This is a genomic window from Streptomyces sp. NPDC006435 (assembly GCF_040612315.1).
Taxonomy (GTDB): Bacteria; Actinomycetota; Actinomycetes; order Streptomycetales; family Streptomycetaceae; genus Streptomyces.
This window is the reverse complement of the sequence record NZ_JBEXPY010000029.1, coordinates 63,106-80,362: the sequence shown is the minus strand read 5'-3', so window position 1 is coordinate 80,362 and position 17,257 is coordinate 63,106. Positions and strand designations below refer to the sequence as shown.

Genomic DNA, 17,257 nt, shown 5'->3' with positions numbered 1-17,257 from the left:
GACGGTCACGAGCGAGAACCGGCCAGGCCCGGTCCCGTGCGGCCGGGGCAAGGCGCCCCTTCCCCGACACTGCCGAGCGCGGTGTGCGAATCCGCCGGCCGCACCGTGTGAAGTCCAGTCCACTCGATCCGGCCAACATTGCTGCGTCCGGGCCTCGTTCGAGGGCCGCGGCCGGAGCGCGGGATATCATGGGGCGTTTGATCCCGGCCTCTTCTCCGTCGCGGGAGGGATTGCTTGGACGCCCTGCTGAAGAACGACACGACACCCCATCCTGCCGAGCCGGCCAACGGTCGTCGTGAGCCCGGGACTTCACCCCTTGCCGGCGGGCTCGGCGCTCTCCCTCCCGCCCGGGAGCCACGGTGCACGGCCACGGATCCGGCCGGGGCACGCACGGGAACGGCCAGGACGGACGTCGGCCACGTGCAGGGCCGCGTTCCGTCCAGCCCCGTCGGTCCTCCAGGTGCCGACGGAAACGATCGGTGCCCTTTGAATCCGTACCCCACTTCGGATGGTGAGTCCGCCCCATGAGCAACGACGCCGTCTCGTCCGATCCGACGCCCGGAGGGATCCCCGAACGGTCGCCCGTGAGCGGGCCGCTGTCCATGGGCGTCGAGGAGGAGTTCTTCGTGGTCGACGCGCAGACCCGTCTGCCCGCCGACAGCGGCCCCCTGCTGGACACGGTGCGCCGGGACGGTTCCGAGCACTACACCGCGGAGCTGCGCCGGTGCATGATCGAGAGCCGCACCGGGATCTGCTGGAGCCTTGCCGACCTACGAGCCGATCTCCGGGCCCGGCGGGACACCCTGATCGGTGCCTCGGCCGGGAAGGGGACCGCGATCGTCGCCTCGGGTACGTACCCGCCCGCCGACTGGCGCGAGGTGGGGTTCACACCGCAGCCCCGATTCGACCACATCGCCAAGGCGTATGCGCGGATCGCCGAAGAGCATCTGATCTGCGCCTGTCACGTGCATGTCGGCGTCGAGGACCGTGACACCTCCGTGGAGGTGGTGAACCGGGTACGCCCTTGGCTGCCCGTCCTGTTGGCGCTGTCGGCGAGTTCGCCGTTCTGGACGGGGGACGTCACGGGGTACGCGAGCTACCGGAGTACCATCTGGGCTCGCTGGCCCATGGCCGGTATGCCGCCCACCCTGTCTTCCTACGCCGATCACTGCGACCGGGTGGGCCGGCTCGTCGGTACGGGAACCAGCGCCGACGCCGGACAGGTGTTCTGGGACGTCCGACCGGGTACGCGCTACCGCACGGTGGAGTTCCGCATCGCCGATTCCTGCACCACCATCGACGAAGCCGTCCTCCAGGCCGGGCTCTCCCGTGCTCTGGTCCACCAATGCCTGAACGGGATCGCCCACGGTGATCCCGCTCCCGAGGTGTCGCCCGAAGTACTGCACGCGGCCAAGTGGCGCGCCGCCCGTTTCGGTCTCGAAGAGAAGCTGATCGATCCCCTGACCTGCGAGCTCGTCCCGGCCGCCGTGCTCGTGAACCGGCTGCTCGATCATGTCCGCGGGCCTCTCATGGAAGCCGGGGACTGGACGGAGATCACGGGCCTGGCATACGGCGCGCTCCGCCGGGGGAACTCCGCCGACCGGCAGCGACGGGCCTTCGCCGACGGCGGCCTCAAGGGCGTGGTCGAGCAGCTGATCACCGAAACCACGGCCACCGAACCCCGTCGATGACCCCGAACGAGAAGGAGGAAGAAGTGCGTTGCCCAACCGAATGCGTGGTCACCGCTTACCCGGACGGACCCTATCTGGTACGCGGCGCGCATCGCGTCGTCGATGCCGAAGGCAATGAGGTCGAAGTCACCCGGCCGGTGGTCGCGTTGTGCCGCTGCGGGCTGTCCGGTCAAAAACCGTGGTGCGACAGCACCCACAAACTGATTCGCTTCCGTGACTCGGCACGACACCGACGGCGCGATTCGGACTAGCGTTCCGGGCCGGCGGTTTCGTCGTGGGTTGTCGCCGTGGCTCCTTCCGCCCGTTCGTCGAGCCGGAGCCGGAGCCGGTCGGACAGGATCAGCACGGTGGGGTGAAGCGGCGTCAATCCGTGGGCGGGTGCCCCTCGTTGCGGCCGGTCGGCCGCAACGAGGGCTCGCCCTTCTGCCAGCAACCGAGCAGGTGGTCGGCGGACATCGCGTCGATGCCGGTCCATGCCGCGGCGCCGAAGAGCACCTCCGCCGAGGCCGCGGGATCCTGCCTCAGCAGGCCCCCCACCAGGTCGTGCAGTGCGATCATGTCGTGCACGGAGTCGGCGATCACGTGCTCGTCGAAGAAGTCGGTGGCCGAGTCACCGAGGCCGAGCCTGCGCAATCCGTCCCCGACGTTCTTGTTGGCGAGCGCCGAGGTCATCTCGGAGACCGCGAGCTGGCCCGCGACCGCCGCCCGCAACCGCCGGTGCATCCCGAACATCGAGACGATGTTGACCGTCGCCAGGACCAGGCCGGGAATGGCGTCCAGGTACGTTCCGTAGCGGCTGTCCAGGCCCAGTGCGTCCATGGTGTTGCGGTACAGCACCGCGTGGATCCGCTCGGCCCGGCCGCTGCCGTACTCGTCGAACTCGACCTCCAGCAGGGCGGCCTTGGCCCTGCCCGTCATCCGCGGGATGGCCCACGCGTGAGGGTCGGCCTCCTTGAGCTGGTACGCGGACCGGTGGACGAGGTAGTCCCGCATCTCCTCCAGGGTGGCGGCCTCGCGCAGGTAGCGCGTCAGGGGCGGCCCGGGCTGGTTGGCCATGTGCGTCAGGGCGGCCACGACCTCCCGGTCACCCAGCCCATCCGGAACGGCGAACCGGTCGCGCAGCGCGGCCTCGAATTCCCGTTCCAGCCGGCCCCGTAGATCGAGCGACGCCGGTTGCCACTCCCAGCGGTCGTCCACCCCCGAGAACCCGCGGTAGTGCAGCTCGTAGCACACGTACAGGGCCAGCTGGAGGTCGTCGTCGGTGAGTGGATCGCCGACGGCGACACGGGGCGACGGGAAGGGGCCCGGCTCACCTTCCAGCGCAGCGAAAAGGGCTTCCGTGACCGGTCCCCGAGGCTCCGGCAGCACCGCGATCCCGTGCTCGGACGAGTCCACGGAGTGTGCACCAGCAGCCATCTCGGTCTCCTCGCCCCGCTGTCCCTGTCCCCATCGACAGTAGAGCGAGGACCACCTCCCATCAATACCGCCTGTCACGAATCCCGTTCGCTCCGTATCCGGTGTGGGCGGGATTCATGGTCACCGGACCGCCACGGCCATCACGGGGGAGCCGGCGATTCCCCGGGCCGGCAGCGTCCCGAGCAGCGCCCACCACGGTGTGCCGGGTGTGATCGGCAGCGCCGGGGCCGTGAAGCCGACGCCCTTGAGCAAGGCCTTCCTGGTGCGGTTCTTCCGGGGCCGGCAGGGCTGCGTCATCCGGTACCTCTGCCTCCGCCCGATGAGCGAGGCGTCCGTGATGCACTCCTGCCTCGACCACGAGTTTGAGTACGGGGCGCGGCGTGACGGGGAAGAGACACGGGACGACCTTGTTGCGCAGGGTCGTGGCACTGCCCGATCCGCGGTTCGGCACTCCGCGGACGCGCCGGCCCGGCTGGGGGACGAGGCCGGCGCGGTGTGCGCTACGGGCGCGATATCTCGGTGGTGACCTGGTCGTACCGGACGAGGTGGGGGGTGAAGGAATACGAGGGATGTCTCTGCCGGAGACGTGCCGTGGCATCGTCGAGATACGCCCACATGTCGGCGGGGTCCGCACCGACGCCGAACGTCGCGTCGCTCAGCACCTCCATGTCGGGACTCCCGATGTATGCCACGTACTTGAGGGTCTGACTGCCACTGGCCATGGGTGTTTCGGCCTCCTTCGAGGTGCTGTGCGGTGTGTGCCCGTCCTTGCCGCCCGCGGTATCGGCGGCCTGCGCTGTTCCGGTTGTCGTGAGAAGTGTCGATGCGGCAACTGCGCCGGTGGCGCCCAAGACTGCTCGCCGGGAAATGTCTGGCACGGTCCTCCCCCTGCTTCGACGGCCCTTCCTGCGAGGGCTCGCGGCTGACGTTACAGCCACGTCCTCGCCGCGGAAGGATCATTGCGATGAATGGGATCCCGGTCCCGGAAGCTCCACCGGCGGGGATGGAGGCGGCCACCGGGCGACCGCTTCCGTGCGGCCGGCCGGCCGGGAGAGGAACGCGGGCCGGTCGGGCCCGGTCCGAGGAAGCCCGACCGGCCGACGGCGGCGGCTCTTCCGGTGCGAGGTGCCCGCGGCTCCCCATGACGATGCGAGCCCGCGCGGTCACCGTACGCATGCGTCCGGAGGGTGAAGCGTTACTGCCGGGCGGCTCGTTCCGGAGGGGGCATGACAGACAGCACCCCTCGCACCCCCGTACTCCAGAAGGAGCGTGATCGGCACGGCCCGGAGCTGTCGTCAGACACCCGCCGCGCGGGCCGCCGCGTACACCTCGGCCGCCACGTCGATCAGCTCCGCGGCGTCGCGCGTCGTGCCCTGGAGGTCGATCAGGAACTCCGGGACGCCCGTCGCGGCGTGGGCCGCCAGGTCCTCGACGATCTGGGCGACGTCGCCGTGGAACGGCTCGCGGCCCGCCCCGGCGACCGGCTCGGCGCTGTACCTGGCGTTGACCCGCGCACAGACGTGGAGCGGTCGCTCCCGGCCGCGCTCGGCCGCCAGGTCCTGGACCTGCTTCCACTGCTCGGCCAGCCGGTCGGCCCCCATCGCGACGGGCATCCAGCCGTCCGCCCGGTCGACCAGCCGGCGCAGGGCCCGCGGGCCGCTCGCCGGAAGGTAGACCGGGATGGGCCGGGCCGGCTTCGGGCCGACCTCGGACGGGACGATCGTGGTCAGCTCGCCCCGGTAGGAGACCGGGTCCGGGCCCCAGACGGCCGCGCACACGTCCAGCAGCTCGTCCAGGACCGCGCCCCGCTTCTCGAAGGGGGCCACGGAGGCTGCCGCGTACTCGTCGAGCGACCAGCCCGTGCCGATCCCCGCGACCACCCGGCCGCCGCTCGCGGCGTCCAGCGAGGCGAGCGAACGGGCCAGCTGGAACGGTACGTGCAGCGGCGCGACCAGGACGCTGGTGCCCAGCCGGGCCCGCTCCGTCGCCCCGGCGGCGAGCGCGAGCGTGATCAGCGGGTCGGCGACACCGCGGTACTGGTCGGGCCACGGCAGCCCCGGTACGCCGTACAGCCCCTGCGCGGGGGATTCGGGGAAGACGATCCGCTCGAAGACCCACAGGCTCTCGTAGCCGGTCTCCTCCGCCGCGCGCGCCACGGCGGCCACATCGCGGCCGATGTCGTACTGCTTCATCTGCGGAAGACCGAGACCGATCGGGACCGGCATGTGTGCACTCCTTCGGGCGGGCGGTGGAGCAACCACCGTATGGCACTTGCCTGTTGAGCGGTCAACATGCTGTCCGGAGTGGCGCGGGAAGGCCGCGGACGGTTCGCGCGGGGTGCGGCGGGGCGGTGCGCGGAAGGGGGCGCGCGGGCAGGGCGGGGCGGCCGGTGACGGGTCCGCCGGTCCGGAACGGGGTGGTCCGGACCAGCCCCCGGCAGAGGCGGCGCCGGTCGCCGGCCCGGGGGGACGGGGTCCTGTCGAGTCGGGGGCGATCACGAGATATCTTGATGTCAAGCAATGTTGTAGACGTGGAGCGGAGCACAGGGTGACTGACTCGACCATCATCTATACGCACACCGACGAGGCCCCGGCCCTGGCGACCTATTCGTTCTTGCCCGTGGTCCAGGCCTACGCCTCGACGGCCGGTGTCAATGTCGAGAGCCGGGACATCTCGCTGGCCGGGCGCATCATCGCGGGCTTCCCGGAGCGCCTGGAGGAGGGCCAGCGCATCGAGGACGCGCTCGCCGAGCTCGGTGAGCTGGCCAAGCGGCCCGAGGCCAACATCATCAAGCTGCCCAACATCTCGGCGTCGATCCCGCAGCTGAAGGCCGCCATCGCCGAGCTGCAGGCGCAGGGCTACGCGCTCCCGGACTACCCGGACGACCCGCAGACCGACGAGGACAAGGACGTCCGCGCGCGCTACGACAAGGTCAAGGGCAGCGCGGTGAACCCCGTGCTGCGCGAGGGCAACTCCGACCGCCGCGCCCCCGCCTCGGTCAAGAACTACGCCAAGGCGCACCCGCACCGCATGGGCAAGTGGTCCGCCGACTCGAAGACGAACGTCGCCACCATGGGCGTCGACGACTTCCGTTCCACCGAGAAGTCCGCGGTCATCTCCGAGGCCGGTTCGCTGCGCATCGAGCTCGCCGGTGACGACGGCAGCACCACCGTGCTGCGCGAGTCGGTACCGGTGCTCGCGGGCGAGGTCGTCGACGCCGCGGTCATGCGCGTCGCCGCCCTGCGCGAGTTCCTCACCGCGCAGGTCGCCCGCGCCAAGGCCGAGGGCGTGCTGTTCTCCGTCCACCTCAAGGCCACCATGATGAAGGTCTCCGACCCGATCATCTTCGGCCACGTGGTCCGCGCCTTCTTCCCGAACACCTTCGCCAAGTACGGCGACGTGCTCGCCGCGGCCGGCCTCTCCCCGAACGACGGCCTCGGCGCCATCCTCAAGGGCCTGGACGGCGTGCCGCACGTCGGCGCCGAGATCAAGGCGGCCTTCGAGGCCGAGCTCGCCGAGGGCCCCGCGCTGGCCATGGTCGACTCGGACAAGGGCATCACCAACCTGCACGTGCCCAGCGACGTCATCGTCGACGCCTCCATGCCGGCCATGATCCGCACCTCCGGCCACATGTGGGGCCCCGACGGCCAGGAGGCCGACACCCTCGCCGTGCTGCCCGACAGCAGCTACGCGGGCGTCTACCAGGTCGTCCTCGACGACTGCCGCGCCAACGGCGCCTTCGACCCGTCCACCATGGGCTCGGTCCCGAACGTCGGCCTGATGGCGCAGAAGGCCGAGGAGTACGGCAGCCACGACAAGACCTTCGAGATCCCCACCACCGGTACGGTGCGGGTCCTCGACGGCAACGGCGACGTCGTGCTGGAGCAGGCCGTGGGCGCGGGCGACATCTTCCGCATGTGCCAGGCCAAGGACCTGCCGATCCAGGACTGGGTCAAGCTCGCCGTCACCCGGGCCCGCGCCACCGGCGCCCCGGCCGTGTTCTGGCTCGACGAGGACCGCGCCCACGACGCGCAGCTGATCGCCAAGGTCAAGACCTACCTCGCCGACCACGACACCGACGGCCTGCAGATCGAGATCATGTCGCCGGAGAAGGCGACCGCCTTCTCGCTGGAGCGCATCCGCCGCGGCGAGGACACCATCTCGGTCACCGGCAACGTGCTGCGCGACTACCTGACCGACCTGTTCCCGATCCTGGAGCTGGGCACGAGCGCGAAGATGCTCTCCGTCGTCCCGCTCATGAACGGCGGCGGCCTGTTCGAGACCGGTGCCGGCGGCTCCGCGCCCAAGCACGTCCAGCAGCTCGTCAAGGAGAACTACCTGCGCTGGGACAGCCTGGGTGAGTTCTTCGCGCTCGCGGCCAGCTTCGAGCACCTGGCGACGACCACGGGCAACGCGCGCGCCAAGGTCCTCGCCGACACGCTCGACCGCGCGACCGGCACCTTCCTCAACGAGGACAAGTCGCCGAGCCGCAAGCTGGGCGGCATCGACAACCGCGGCAGCCACTTCTACCTGGCCCTGTACTGGGCCCAGGAGCTGGCGCAGCAGACCGAGGACGCGCAGCTCGCGCAGGCCTTCGGCGAGCTCGCCAAGACGCTGGCCGAGCAGGAGCGGACCATCGTCGACGAGCTGATCGCGGTGCAGGGCTCGCCGGCCGACATCGGCGGCTACTACCAGCCCGACCCGGCCAAGGCCGCCGCCGTGATGCGCCCCTCGGAGACGTTCGTCCGGGCCATCGCCTCCATCGGCTGACGGAACGACCGCGGGAACGACGGCGGAAGGGGTGCGGCCGACGCGGCACCCCTTCCCTCCGCCCCGGCCGGCACCACGCCCGGCCGGGGCGTTTCCGTGCCCCGGGCCGATGCCGGGCGATCCGCGCGAACCGGGTACGGGCAGCCGCCCCGGCCGGTAGGTTCGCAGCCCGGACCGACCGGACCGCCATGGAAGGGCAGGAACCGTGCTGGCAGGGCTGACAGGCAAGAACGCCGTGGTCACCGGAGGATCGCGGGGCATCGGACGTGCGATCGTCGAGCGGCTGTGCCGCGACGGCGCGCGCGTGGTCTTCAACTACGCCACCGACGACGAGGCGGCCGAGGAGGTCGTCCGCACGGTACGGGAGAACGGCGGCGAGGCGCGGGCCGTCCGGCAGGACCTCGCGGACCCGGACGGCGCGGAGCGGCTGATGGCCGTCGCCGAGGAGGAGCTCGACGGGCTGGACATCCTGGTGAACAACGCCGCCCTCTGCCCCACCCCCTCCCTGATCGCGGACACCGACCCGGAACTCTTCGACCGGGTGATGGCGGTCAACACCCGGGCGGTCTTCCTGACGATCCGCCACGCCGCCCTGCGGATGCGCGACGGCGGACGCATCGTGAACATCTCCACGGCCAACACCGTGCGACCGGGCCCCGGCATCTCCGCCTACGCCGCCGGCAAGGGCGCGCTCGAACAGCTCACCGCCGTGGCGGCCCACGAACTCGGCCCCCGCTCGATCACCGTCAACACCGTCTCGCCCGGCGCCACCGACACCGACATGCTGCGCGCCGCCAACCCGCCGCAGGCACTGGAGACGGTCGTCGGCATGACCCCCCTGCGCCGGCTGGGGGAGCCCGCCGACGTGGCCGACGCGGTCGCCTTCCTCGTCGGCCACGACGGGCGCTGGGTCACGGGACAGAACCTGCGGGCGACGGGCGGACTGGCCTGAGCGTCGACCGCGGGACCGGTCGCGGACACCCCGGACACCCCCTGCGTCCGGCGGCGCCCTGACGGGTGAAAGTCGCGCGACGACGGGCGCAGGGCCGCGCACAGCCGCCGCACGGCTGATTTGCTGCACCTGGAATCCGGGGTGGCGCGCGTGGGCCGGTCCACGGGCCGGCCGGGTGGGCCGGGCGCCCCTGCCGGGTGCCCGGCCCACCCGCGCACGACGATCGAAGGAGCGTCCCAGTGACGACGACGGGCACAGCAGGGGAAACCGGGGCGGAGGAGACGTACGCGAACGAGCTCCCGATCCACGCCGAGGAACCGGGGAACGTCGTCGTCAAGTGGCTGACCACCACCGACCACAAGACGATCGGCACGCTCTACCTGGTCACGTCGTTCGCCTTCTTCGTCCTCGGCGGGGTGCTGGCCCTGGTCATGCGTGCCGAACTGGCCCGCCCGGGGATCCAGATCGTGTCGCCCGAGCAGTTCAACCAGGCGTTCACCATCCACGGCACGATCATGCTGCTGATGTTCGCGACGCCGCTGTTCGCCGGATTCACCAACTGGATCATGCCGCTGCAGATCGGCGCGCCCGACGTGGCGTTCCCGCGGCTGAACATGTTCGCCTACTGGCTGTACCTCTTCGGCTCGATCATCGTCGTGGCCGGCTTCCTCACCCCGAACGGGGCCGCGGACTTCGGCTGGTTCGCCTACTCCCCGCTGACCGACGCGGTCCGCTCGCCGGGCATCGGCGGCGACATGTGGATCATGGGTCTGGCCTTCTCCGGCTTCGGCACGATCCTCGGCTCGGTCAACTTCATCACCACGATCATCTGCATGCGCGCCCCCGGCATGACGATGTTCCGCATGCCGATCTTCGTCTGGAACGTCCTGCTGACCGCGGTGCTGGTCCTGATGGCCTTCCCGGTCCTCGCCGCGGCCCTGCTGGTGCTGGAGGCCGACCGCAAGTTCGGCGCCCACGTCTTCGACGCGGCCAACGGCGGGGCCCTGCTCTGGCAACACCTCTTCTGGTTCTTCGGCCATCCGGAGGTGTACATCATCGCCCTGCCGTTCTTCGGCATCGTCAGCGAGATCATCCCGGTCTTCAGCCGGAAACCGATCTTCGGCTACGTCGGCCTGATCAGCGCGACGATCGCCATCGCGGGCCTCTCCGTGACGGTGTGGGCCCACCACATGTTCGTCACGGGAGCCGTGCTGCTGCCGTTCTTCTCGTTCATGACCTTCCTGATCGCCGTACCGACCGGGGTGAAGTTCTTCAACTGGATCGGCACGATGTGGCACGGGTCGCTGTCCTTCGAGACCCCGATGCTCTGGTCGATCGGCTTCCTGGTCACCTTCCTGTTCGGCGGCCTGACCGGGGTGATCCTGGCGTCGCCCCCGATGGACTTCCACGTCTCGGACTCGTACTTCGTCGTCGCGCACTTCCACTACGTCGTCTTCGGCACCGTGGTCTTCGCGATGTTCGCCGGATTCCACTTCTGGTGGCCCAAGTTCACCGGGAAACTGCTCGACGAACGACTCGGCAAGATCACCTTCTGGACGCTGTTCACGGGCTTCCACGGCACGTTCCTGGTGCAGCACTGGCTCGGTGCCGAGGGCATGCCGCGCCGCTACGCGGACTACCTCGCGGCGGACGGCTTCACCGCGCTGAACACGATCTCGACGATCTCCTCGTTCCTGCTCGGCCTGTCGATGCTGCCGTTCTTCTACAACGTGTGGAAGACCGCCAAGTACGGCACGGACGTCGGTACCGACGACCCGTGGGGCTACGGCCGCTCGCTGGAGTGGGCGACCTCCTGTCCGCCGCCGCGGCACAACTTCCTCACCCTGCCCCGGATCCGTTCCGAATCCCCGGCCTTCGACCTGCACCACCCCTCGCTCCGCGCGCTCGACGAGGCCCTCAACCGCCCCGGCGGCGGGACGACCGGCGTCCCGGGGGACACCCGGACGTGAGCACGGCGTCCCGGAACGGGGAGGAACGAGTGGACCCGGACGAGGACACCGCCCGCGGACTGGCACAGCTGCAGGGCTACCTGTTGTGGAGCGCCGAGGTCGAGGAGGCCCGCAGCCGGGCGGCCCGCTTCACCGACGGGCTGCCCTGGCTCACCACCGCCCAGCGCGAGGAAGTGGAACGGGCCTACACGGCCGACCGGCTCGCCGCGTCACGGGCCGCGCTCACCCGGATCGCCACCAGGTCCACCGCGCTGCGCGGCGAGTACGAGGCGCGCTACCGCAGGCTCAGGACGCGCTGCGTGGCCACCGGCGTCGTGCTCGTCGGCGCGGCCGGCGGCACCTGCGCGGCGCTCGCCCTGCTGTCCCGCTGACCGCACGGTGTCGTCCGTCCGCCGTCCCCAGCAGGCGAAGTCCGCGCCGACTCGTAAGGATGAGTGACGACGTGCGCGTGCGACGTGGCAGGCGAACGGACGACCGTGCAGGCCCGAGAAGGGACGAAGACCGTGGCACGACCCAGGATTCTCGTTGTCGGCGCCGGATTCGCCGGAGTGGAATGCGTACGCCGTCTGGAGCGCGGCCTCATCCCCGGCGAGGCGGAGATCGCGCTCGTCGCCCCGTTCTCGTACCAGCTCTACCTGCCCCTGCTGCCCCAGGTGGCGGCCGGTGTGCTCACCCCGCAGTCGGTCGCCCTCTCGCTGCGCCGCAGCCAGAAGCACCGCACCCGGATCATCCCCGGCGGGGCCATCGGGGTGGACCCCAGGGCGAAGATCTGCGTCATCCGCAAGATCACCGACGAGATCGTCTACGAGCCCTACGACTACATCGTGCTCAGCCCCGGCAGCATCACCCGCACCTTCGACATCCCCGGCCTGCTGGACCACGCGCGGGGCATGAAGACCCTGGCCGAGGCCGTCTACGTGCGCGACCACGTGATCGCCCAGCTCGACCTCGCCGACGCCAGCCACGACGAGCAGGAGCGGGCCTCGCGCCTGCAGTTCGTGGTGGTCGGCGGCGGATACGCGGGCACCGAGACGGCCGCCTGCCTGCAACGCATCACCAGCAGCGCGATCAAGCGCTACCCCCGGCTCGACCCGAAGCTGATCAAGTGGCACCTCATCGACATCGCCCCGAAGCTGATGCCCGAACTGGGGGACAAGCTCGGCAGCAGCGCCCTGGAGATGCTGCGCGCCCGGGGCATCGAGGTCTCGCTCGGTGTCTCGGTCGCCGAGGCCACCGCCGAGACGGTCACCTTCACCGACGGCCGGGTGCTGCCCTGCCGCACCCTGATCTGGACGGCCGGGGTCGCCGCGAGCCCGCTCGTCTCCACCTTCGACGCGGAGACGGTGCGCGGCCGGCTCGCCGTGACCGCCGAGATGAGCCTGCCCGGCTTCGACGGCATCTTCGCGCTCGGCGACTGCGCGGCCGTGCCGGACCTCAGCAAGGGCGACGGGGCGGTCTGCCCGCCCACCGCGCAGCACGCCATGCGCCAGGGCCGCCGGGCCGCCGACAACCTCATCGCGACACTGCGCAACCAGCCGCTGAAGCCGTACGTCCACAAGGACCTCGGTCTCGTCGTGGACCTCGGCGGCAAGGACGCCGTCTCCAAGCCGCTCGGCATCGAGTTGCACGGGGTTCCCGCACAGGTCGTCGCCCGCGGCTACCACTGGTCGGCGCTGCGGACCAATGTCGCCAAGGCACGGGTCGCGACCAACTGGATCCTCAACGCCGTCGCGGGCGACGACTTCGTCCGCATCGGCTTCCTGTCGCGGAAGCCGGCCAAGCTGCGCGACTTCGAGCACACGGACGCCTATCTGACCCCGGCCCAGGTCCGGGAGCACACCGCCGCGCTGCACACCGGCACCTGAACCCGCGGCATCCGTCCCGGCGCAGGCGGCGACCGGCGCCGGGACGGATACCGGTCCGGTCAGCTGTCGCCCGCGTGTCCCGCCGTCAGCGCGGGGTTCCGCTCCACCACCGGGTCCAGGATGTCGTCGATCCCCTTCAGCAGCTCCGCGTCGAGCGTCACCCCGGCCGCCCCGACGTTCTCCGTCACCTGCTCCGGCCTGGACGCGCCGATGATCGCGGCGGAGACGTTCGGGTTCTGCAGCACCCACGCCACCGCGAGCTGGGCCAGGCTGAGACCGGCGCCGTCGGCGAGCGGCCGCAGGCGCTGGACGCGCTCCAGCACCTCGTCGCGCAGCCAGCCGGACACCATGTCGGCGCCGCCCTTGTCGTCCGTCGCCCGCGAACCGGCCGGGAGCGGAGCGCCGGGCCGGTACTTGCCCGTGAGCGCGCCCTGGGCGATCGGGGACCAGACGATCTGGCCGATGCCCAGCTCCTCGGAGGCGGGCACCACGTCGCTCTCGATGACCCGCCACAACGCGGAGTACTGCGGCTGGTTGGAGATCAGCGGCACCCGCAGCTCGCGGGCCAGCCCGTGCGCGGCGCGCAGCTGGTCGCCGGTCCACTCCGAAACGCCGATGTAGAGGGCCTTGCCGGAGCGGACGACGTCGGCGAACGCCTCCATGGTCTCCTCCAGCGGCGTCGAGTGGTCGTAGCGGTGGGCCTGGTACAGGTCCACGTAGTCCGTCTGCAGGCGGCGCAGCGAGTTGTCGATGGACTCCATGACGTGCTTGCGGCCGAGCCCCCGGTCGTTGTGTCCGGGGCCGGTCGGGAAGTAGACCTTGGTGAACACCTCGAGACCCTCACGGCGTTCGCCCTTGAGCGCCCGGCCCAGGACGGCCTCGGCCCGGGTCTCGGCGTAGACGTCCGCGGTGTCGAAGGTGGTGATTCCGGCGTCCAGGGCGGCGCGGATGCAGGCGACGGCCGTGTCCTCCTCCACCTGGGAGCCGTGGGTGAGCCAGTTCCCGTAAGCGATCTCACTGATGGTCAGGCCGCTGCGGCCGAGCCGGCGGAACTCCATGTGACTGCTCTCCCTGCGTTCGTGGGGCGCGTCGCGCGATGGCCCGACCATGTTATTGCGCCGGGCCGGTGCCTTCCGGGGGGACCCGGGCGCCCGGGACGGTGCGGTGGACGGAGCGGAGGAACGCGGCGTTGTCCGGTGTGCGGCGGAGCCGGTCGAGCAGTGTTTCGAGCGCGGTCTGCGGGTCCCTGGTGAGCAGCGCGCGCCGCAGCCCCCGTACCACCTGCAACTCGCCCGCCGGTACGAGGAGTTCCTCGCGCCGGGTGCCGGAAGCGGGGATGTCCACGGCCGGGTGGACACGCCGGTCCGCCAGGGCGCGGGCGAGCCGGAGCTCCATGTTGCCGGTGCTCTTCAGCTCCTCGAAGAAGTAGTCGTCGGCGCGGGAGCCGGTCTCCACCAGCGCGGTGGCCAGGATGGTGAGGGAGCCGCCCTCCTCGGCGAGTCGCGCGGCGCCGAAGAGCTGTTTGGGGCCGAGCAGGGCGGCCGCGTCGACGCCGCCGCTGAGGGTGCGTCCGCCCGCGGCGGAGGCGTTGTTGTGGGCGCGGCACAGGCGGGTGAGGGAGTCGAGCAGGACGACGACGTCCCGGCCCTGCTCGACCAGCCGCTTGGCGCGCTCGACCGCGAGTCCGGCGAGTGCGATGTGCTCCTTCGCCGGCCGGTCGAACGTCGAGGCGAGCACCTCGCCCCGCACGGAGCGGCGCATGTCGGTGACCTCCTCGGGGCGTTCGTCGACCAGCACCACCATCAGGTGGCACTCGGGGTGGTTGGCGGCGACGGCGGCGGCGATCTGCTGGAGCAGCACCGTCTTGCCGGTCCTGGGCGGCGCGACGACGAGCCCGCGCTGCCCCTTGCCGATCGGTGCGACCAGGTCGACGAGACGCATCGCGGCACCGCCGGACGGTGTCTCCAGCCGCAGCCGCTGCCGGGGGTGGAGCGGGGTGAGGTCGCAGAAGTGCGGCCGGCCGCGAAGTGCCTGCGGGGGAAGGCCGTTGACCCGCTCCACGGTGGACAGGACGCGGGGCCGGTCGCAGCGCCCCTCGACGGCGTCGCCCCGGCGCAGGCCGTGGCGACGGATCAGGGCGGCCGGGACCACCACGTCGCCGGGGGAGGCGAGGCCGCCCCGGACGCGCAGTGTGCCGTTGCCCTGGTGGGTGGTTTCGAGGACGCCTTCGGCTTCCTCGGCGGTCGACTCCCCTTGCAGGAGCGGGTGTTCGAGAGTGCTGGTCATGGTGGGCGGTCCTTTCGCGGACATGGCGAACGAAGGTGCCGGACGGCGCGGGCGGAAGGGATCACGCCGCGCGCGACGGGCGGGAAAGCTCGGACGGGGAAAGCCGGGCCCGAACTGGGTGAGGTGATGCGGAAAGCCGGACCGCCGGTCGGAAGAGGACGGGCGTGACGGCTCCGGAGAGGTGAATCGGCACCGGAGTCTCGAAACGAGGCATACACGTGTGCTGATCGCACGATAGCACGAGGTTCGGGTGTGAGGGGAGGCAAGGGGAATCGGGCTTTGATATCCGGTTGCCGGGGCGTTCGCGGAGTGATGTGGTTCTCCGGGCCACCCGCCCGTACACCCGTTCCGACCGGCGCCCCGGGCGCGGAGGATTCACCTTGTCGCCACGCATCACCGCACTGACCGACCCCGACCGGTCCGGCGGGAGCCACCGCCTGGCCTGGCTCGCCTCCGACTCGGAGGGCAGCCCGGTCGGCTCGGCGTTCCTGCGCGTCTTCACCCGCGAGGGCCAGGACCACCTCGCCGAACTGGAACTCCACGTCCACCCGGCGGAGCGCCGCGGAGGAGTCGGCTCGCGGCTGTTCGAGGCGGTGGTCGCCGCCGCCCGGGAGGAGGGGAGGCGCAGCGTCATCGCGCAGACCGGGACCGGTTCCCCCGGTGACCTCTTCCTGCGGGCCAAGGGGATGCGCAGGGTGCTGACCCTCACGTACGTCCGGCTCCCGCTGGCGAGCACCGACACCGGGGCCCTGCGCCGGACCGTCGGGCAGCCGCATCCGGGCTACCGGCTCATCTCCTGGGACGGCACCGTCCCGGACGGACTCGCGCCGACGTTCGCCGCGTCCCGCCGGGCCATGGACGACATGCCCATGGACGACACCGACTTCGGCACGGTCGTCTGGGACGTGGAACGGGTCAGGTCCGCTGCGGCGGCCGTGGCCGCACGCGGCGACCTGCTCCACACGGTCGCGGCGGTCGACGACTCCGACGGCACGATCGTGGGCTTCACGGAACTCGTCGTCCCGGGCGACGGGAGGGGCGACGCCCAGCACTACGGCACCGGAGTCCTTCCCGAGCACCGGGGGCACGGCCTCGGCCGGTGGATGAAGGCCCGGTCCGTGCTGTGGGCCCGGGAGAGCCACCCGGACCTGGACGGGCTGCTGGCGGACACCGCCGACAGCAACACGCACATGCGGCGCATCAACGACGAGTTCGGCTACGAGCCGACACACGGGTCGATCGAGTACCAGCTCGATCTGTAGAGGCCGTCCGTCCGGCGGCCGGGGCGGGACCCCGGCCACCGGACCCCGCTCCGGATCAGGCCGTGCCCCGGAACGCGCCCAGGATCTGCTCGGCCGCGAGCGTGGCCGTCAACTCGCCGTCCCGCACCCGCTGTTCGAGCTCAGGGGTGAGCGAACGCACCGCCGGATGGCTGCGCAGGCTCTCCAGCAGCTCGTCCCGCACCATCGTCCACGTCCAGTCGACCTGCTGCTCACGCCGCTTCGCGGCGAGCCGGCCGGTCGATTCGAGCAGCGCGCGGTGCTGCTCCAGCCGCTCCCACAGGGTGTCGAGACCGGTGGACTCGCGCGCGCTGCAGGTGAGCACCGGCGGCGTCCACGCCGCGTCCGCCGGGTGCATCAGCCGCAGCGCACCGGCCAGTTCGCGGGCCGCCGCCCGCGCGTCGCGCTCGTGCGGGCCGTCCGCCTTGTTGACCGCGATGGCGTCCGCCAGTTCCAGGACGCCCTTCTTGATGCCCTGGAGCTGATCGCCGGTACGGGCCAGGGTCAGCAGCAGAAACGTGTCGACCATGTTGGCCACCGCCGTCTCCGACTGGCCGACGCCGACCGTCTCCACCAGCACCACGTCGTACCCCGCGGCCTCCATCACCACGATGGACTCCCGGGTCGCCTTCGCCACCCCGCCGAGCGTGCCGGCCGTGGGGGACGGGCGCACATACGCCGCCGGGTCCACCGCGAGCCGCTCCATCCTGGTCTTGTCACCCAGGATGGAACCCCCGGTACGGGTGGAGGAGGGGTCGACGGCCAGCACCGCGACCCGGTGCCCGAGCCCGGTGAGCATCGTGCCCAGCGCGTCGATGAAGGTGGACTTGCCCACGCCCGGCACCCCGCTGATGCCGATCCGCCGGGCCGCACCGGAGTGCGGCAGCAACTCGCGCAGCAACTGCTGGGCCAGCACTCGGTGATCGGGGCGGGTGGACTCGACGAGAGTGATGGCCCGCGCGATCTGCGCGCGCCTCCCGTCGAGCACCCCCTTCGCGTAACTGTCGATGTCGATCTTCACGGCCAT

15 protein-coding genes are annotated in these 17,257 nt (G+C 71.2%); 8 read left to right on the top strand and 7 right to left on the bottom strand.

Annotated elements, in window-relative coordinates; all coding sequences use genetic code 11:
• Positions 1–524 precede the first annotated feature (524 nt).
• Both ABZZ04_RS26055 and ABZZ04_RS26050 read left to right on the top strand, forming a co-directional pair.
• Complete coding sequence (locus ABZZ04_RS26055; RefSeq protein ID WP_356934633.1) at positions 525–1,691, top strand: glutamate--cysteine ligase; 1,167 nt, start codon at positions 525–527, stop codon at positions 1,689–1,691.
• A complete protein-coding gene (locus tag ABZZ04_RS26050) occupies positions 1,688–1,942 on the top strand; it encodes a CDGSH iron-sulfur domain-containing protein (RefSeq protein WP_356934632.1) in 255 nt (84 codons plus the stop codon). The genes ABZZ04_RS26055 and ABZZ04_RS26050 overlap by 4 nt, the downstream gene beginning before the upstream one ends.
• Positions 1,943–2,054: 112 nt before the next feature.
• Here ABZZ04_RS26050 and ABZZ04_RS26045 read toward each other — a convergent pair whose 3' ends face one another.
• The 4 genes from ABZZ04_RS26045 to ABZZ04_RS26030 form a co-directional block, all read right to left on the bottom strand.
• Positions 2,055–3,107 (bottom strand): iron-containing redox enzyme family protein, encoded by a 1,053-nt coding sequence (locus ABZZ04_RS26045; protein ID WP_356934631.1) that lies wholly within the window; start codon positions 3,105–3,107, stop codon positions 2,055–2,057.
• Between the two features lie 120 nt (positions 3,108–3,227).
• Positions 3,228–3,404 (bottom strand): hypothetical protein, encoded by a 177-nt coding sequence (locus ABZZ04_RS26040; protein WP_356934630.1) that lies wholly within the window; start codon positions 3,402–3,404, stop codon positions 3,228–3,230.
• A gap of 203 nt (positions 3,405–3,607) precedes the next feature.
• Entirely contained in the window at positions 3,608–3,829 is a 222-nt protein-coding gene (locus ABZZ04_RS26035) for a hypothetical protein (protein WP_356934629.1), read from the bottom strand.
• A gap of 573 nt (positions 3,830–4,402) precedes the next feature.
• Complete coding sequence (locus tag ABZZ04_RS26030; protein WP_356934628.1) at positions 4,403–5,332, bottom strand: LLM class F420-dependent oxidoreductase; 930 nt, start codon at positions 5,330–5,332, stop codon at positions 4,403–4,405.
• 322 nt (positions 5,333–5,654) lie between these two features.
• Here ABZZ04_RS26030 and ABZZ04_RS26025 point away from each other — a divergent pair, with 322 nt between their 5' ends.
• The 5 genes from ABZZ04_RS26025 to ABZZ04_RS26005 all read left to right on the top strand — a co-directional run bounded on the left by ABZZ04_RS26025 (position 5,655) and on the right by ABZZ04_RS26005 (position 12,664).
• Positions 5,655–7,877 carry an NADP-dependent isocitrate dehydrogenase gene (locus ABZZ04_RS26025; RefSeq protein ID WP_356934627.1) on the top strand — a complete coding sequence of 741 codons (2,223 nt, stop codon included), beginning with the start codon at positions 5,655–5,657 and terminating at the stop codon, positions 7,875–7,877.
• 208 nt (positions 7,878–8,085) lie between these two features.
• Complete coding sequence (locus ABZZ04_RS26020) at positions 8,086–8,829, top strand: glucose 1-dehydrogenase (protein ID WP_356934672.1); 744 nt, start codon at positions 8,086–8,088, stop codon at positions 8,827–8,829.
• A 239-nt stretch (positions 8,830–9,068) separates the two neighbouring features.
• Entirely contained in the window at positions 9,069–10,799 is a 1,731-nt protein-coding gene (gene ctaD / locus ABZZ04_RS26015; protein WP_356934626.1) for a cytochrome c oxidase subunit I, read from the top strand.
• A gap of 29 nt (positions 10,800–10,828) precedes the next feature.
• Complete coding sequence (locus tag ABZZ04_RS26010) at positions 10,829–11,170, top strand: hypothetical protein (protein ID WP_356934671.1); 342 nt, start codon at positions 10,829–10,831, stop codon at positions 11,168–11,170.
• Positions 11,171–11,302: 132 nt separating this feature from the next.
• Positions 11,303–12,664 carry an NAD(P)/FAD-dependent oxidoreductase gene (locus ABZZ04_RS26005; RefSeq protein ID WP_356934624.1) on the top strand — a complete coding sequence of 454 codons (1,362 nt, stop codon included), beginning with the start codon at positions 11,303–11,305 and terminating at the stop codon, positions 12,662–12,664.
• Between the two features lie 59 nt (positions 12,665–12,723).
• Here ABZZ04_RS26005 and ABZZ04_RS26000 read toward each other — a convergent pair whose 3' ends face one another.
• Both ABZZ04_RS26000 and rho read right to left on the bottom strand, forming a co-directional pair.
• Positions 12,724–13,722, bottom strand: a complete 999-nt coding sequence (locus tag ABZZ04_RS26000) for an aldo/keto reductase family protein (protein ID WP_356934623.1) — start codon at positions 13,720–13,722, stop codon at positions 12,724–12,726.
• Between the two features lie 52 nt (positions 13,723–13,774).
• The gene (gene rho, locus ABZZ04_RS25995) at positions 13,775–14,950 is read right to left on the bottom strand and encodes a transcription termination factor Rho (protein ID WP_356934621.1); all 1,176 of its coding nucleotides are present in this window, start codon (positions 14,948–14,950) and stop codon (positions 13,775–13,777) included.
• A 380-nt stretch (positions 14,951–15,330) separates the two neighbouring features.
• On the opposite strand from rho, the gene ABZZ04_RS25990 reads away from it, so the two are divergent.
• Entirely contained in the window at positions 15,331–16,212 is an 882-nt protein-coding gene (locus ABZZ04_RS25990; RefSeq protein ID WP_356934620.1) for a GNAT family N-acetyltransferase, read from the top strand.
• 55 nt (positions 16,213–16,267) lie between these two features.
• On the opposite strand, the gene meaB is transcribed toward ABZZ04_RS25990, so the two are convergent.
• Complete coding sequence (gene meaB / locus ABZZ04_RS25985; protein ID WP_356934619.1) at positions 16,268–17,257, bottom strand: methylmalonyl Co-A mutase-associated GTPase MeaB; 990 nt, start codon at positions 17,255–17,257, stop codon at positions 16,268–16,270.

Excerpts from the sequence above, each read along its gene's own strand:
- ABZZ04_RS26055 (WP_356934633.1), top strand. The coding sequence starts at position 525 with ATGAGCAACGACGCCGTCTCGTCCGATCCGACGCCCGGAGGGATCCCC.
- ABZZ04_RS26050 (WP_356934632.1), top strand. The coding sequence starts at position 1,688 with ATGACCCCGAACGAGAAGGAGGAAGAAGTGCGTTGCCCAACCGAATGC.
- ABZZ04_RS26045 (WP_356934631.1), bottom strand. The coding sequence starts at position 3,107 with ATGGCTGCTGGTGCACACTCCGTGGACTCGTCCGAGCACGGGATCGCG.
- ABZZ04_RS26040 (WP_356934630.1), bottom strand. The coding sequence starts at position 3,404 with ATGACGCAGCCCTGCCGGCCCCGGAAGAACCGCACCAGGAAGGCCTTG.
- ABZZ04_RS26035 (WP_356934629.1), bottom strand. The coding sequence starts at position 3,829 with ATGGCCAGTGGCAGTCAGACCCTCAAGTACGTGGCATACATCGGGAGT.
- ABZZ04_RS26030 (WP_356934628.1), bottom strand. The coding sequence starts at position 5,332 with ATGCCGGTCCCGATCGGTCTCGGTCTTCCGCAGATGAAGCAGTACGAC.
- ABZZ04_RS26000 (WP_356934623.1), bottom strand. The coding sequence starts at position 13,722 with ATGGAGTTCCGCCGGCTCGGCCGCAGCGGCCTGACCATCAGTGAGATC.
- rho (WP_356934621.1), bottom strand. The coding sequence starts at position 14,950 with ATGACCAGCACTCTCGAACACCCGCTCCTGCAAGGGGAGTCGACCGCC.
- meaB (WP_356934619.1), bottom strand. The coding sequence starts at position 17,257 with ATGGCCGTGAAGATCGACATCGACAGTTACGCGAAGGGGGTGCTCGAC.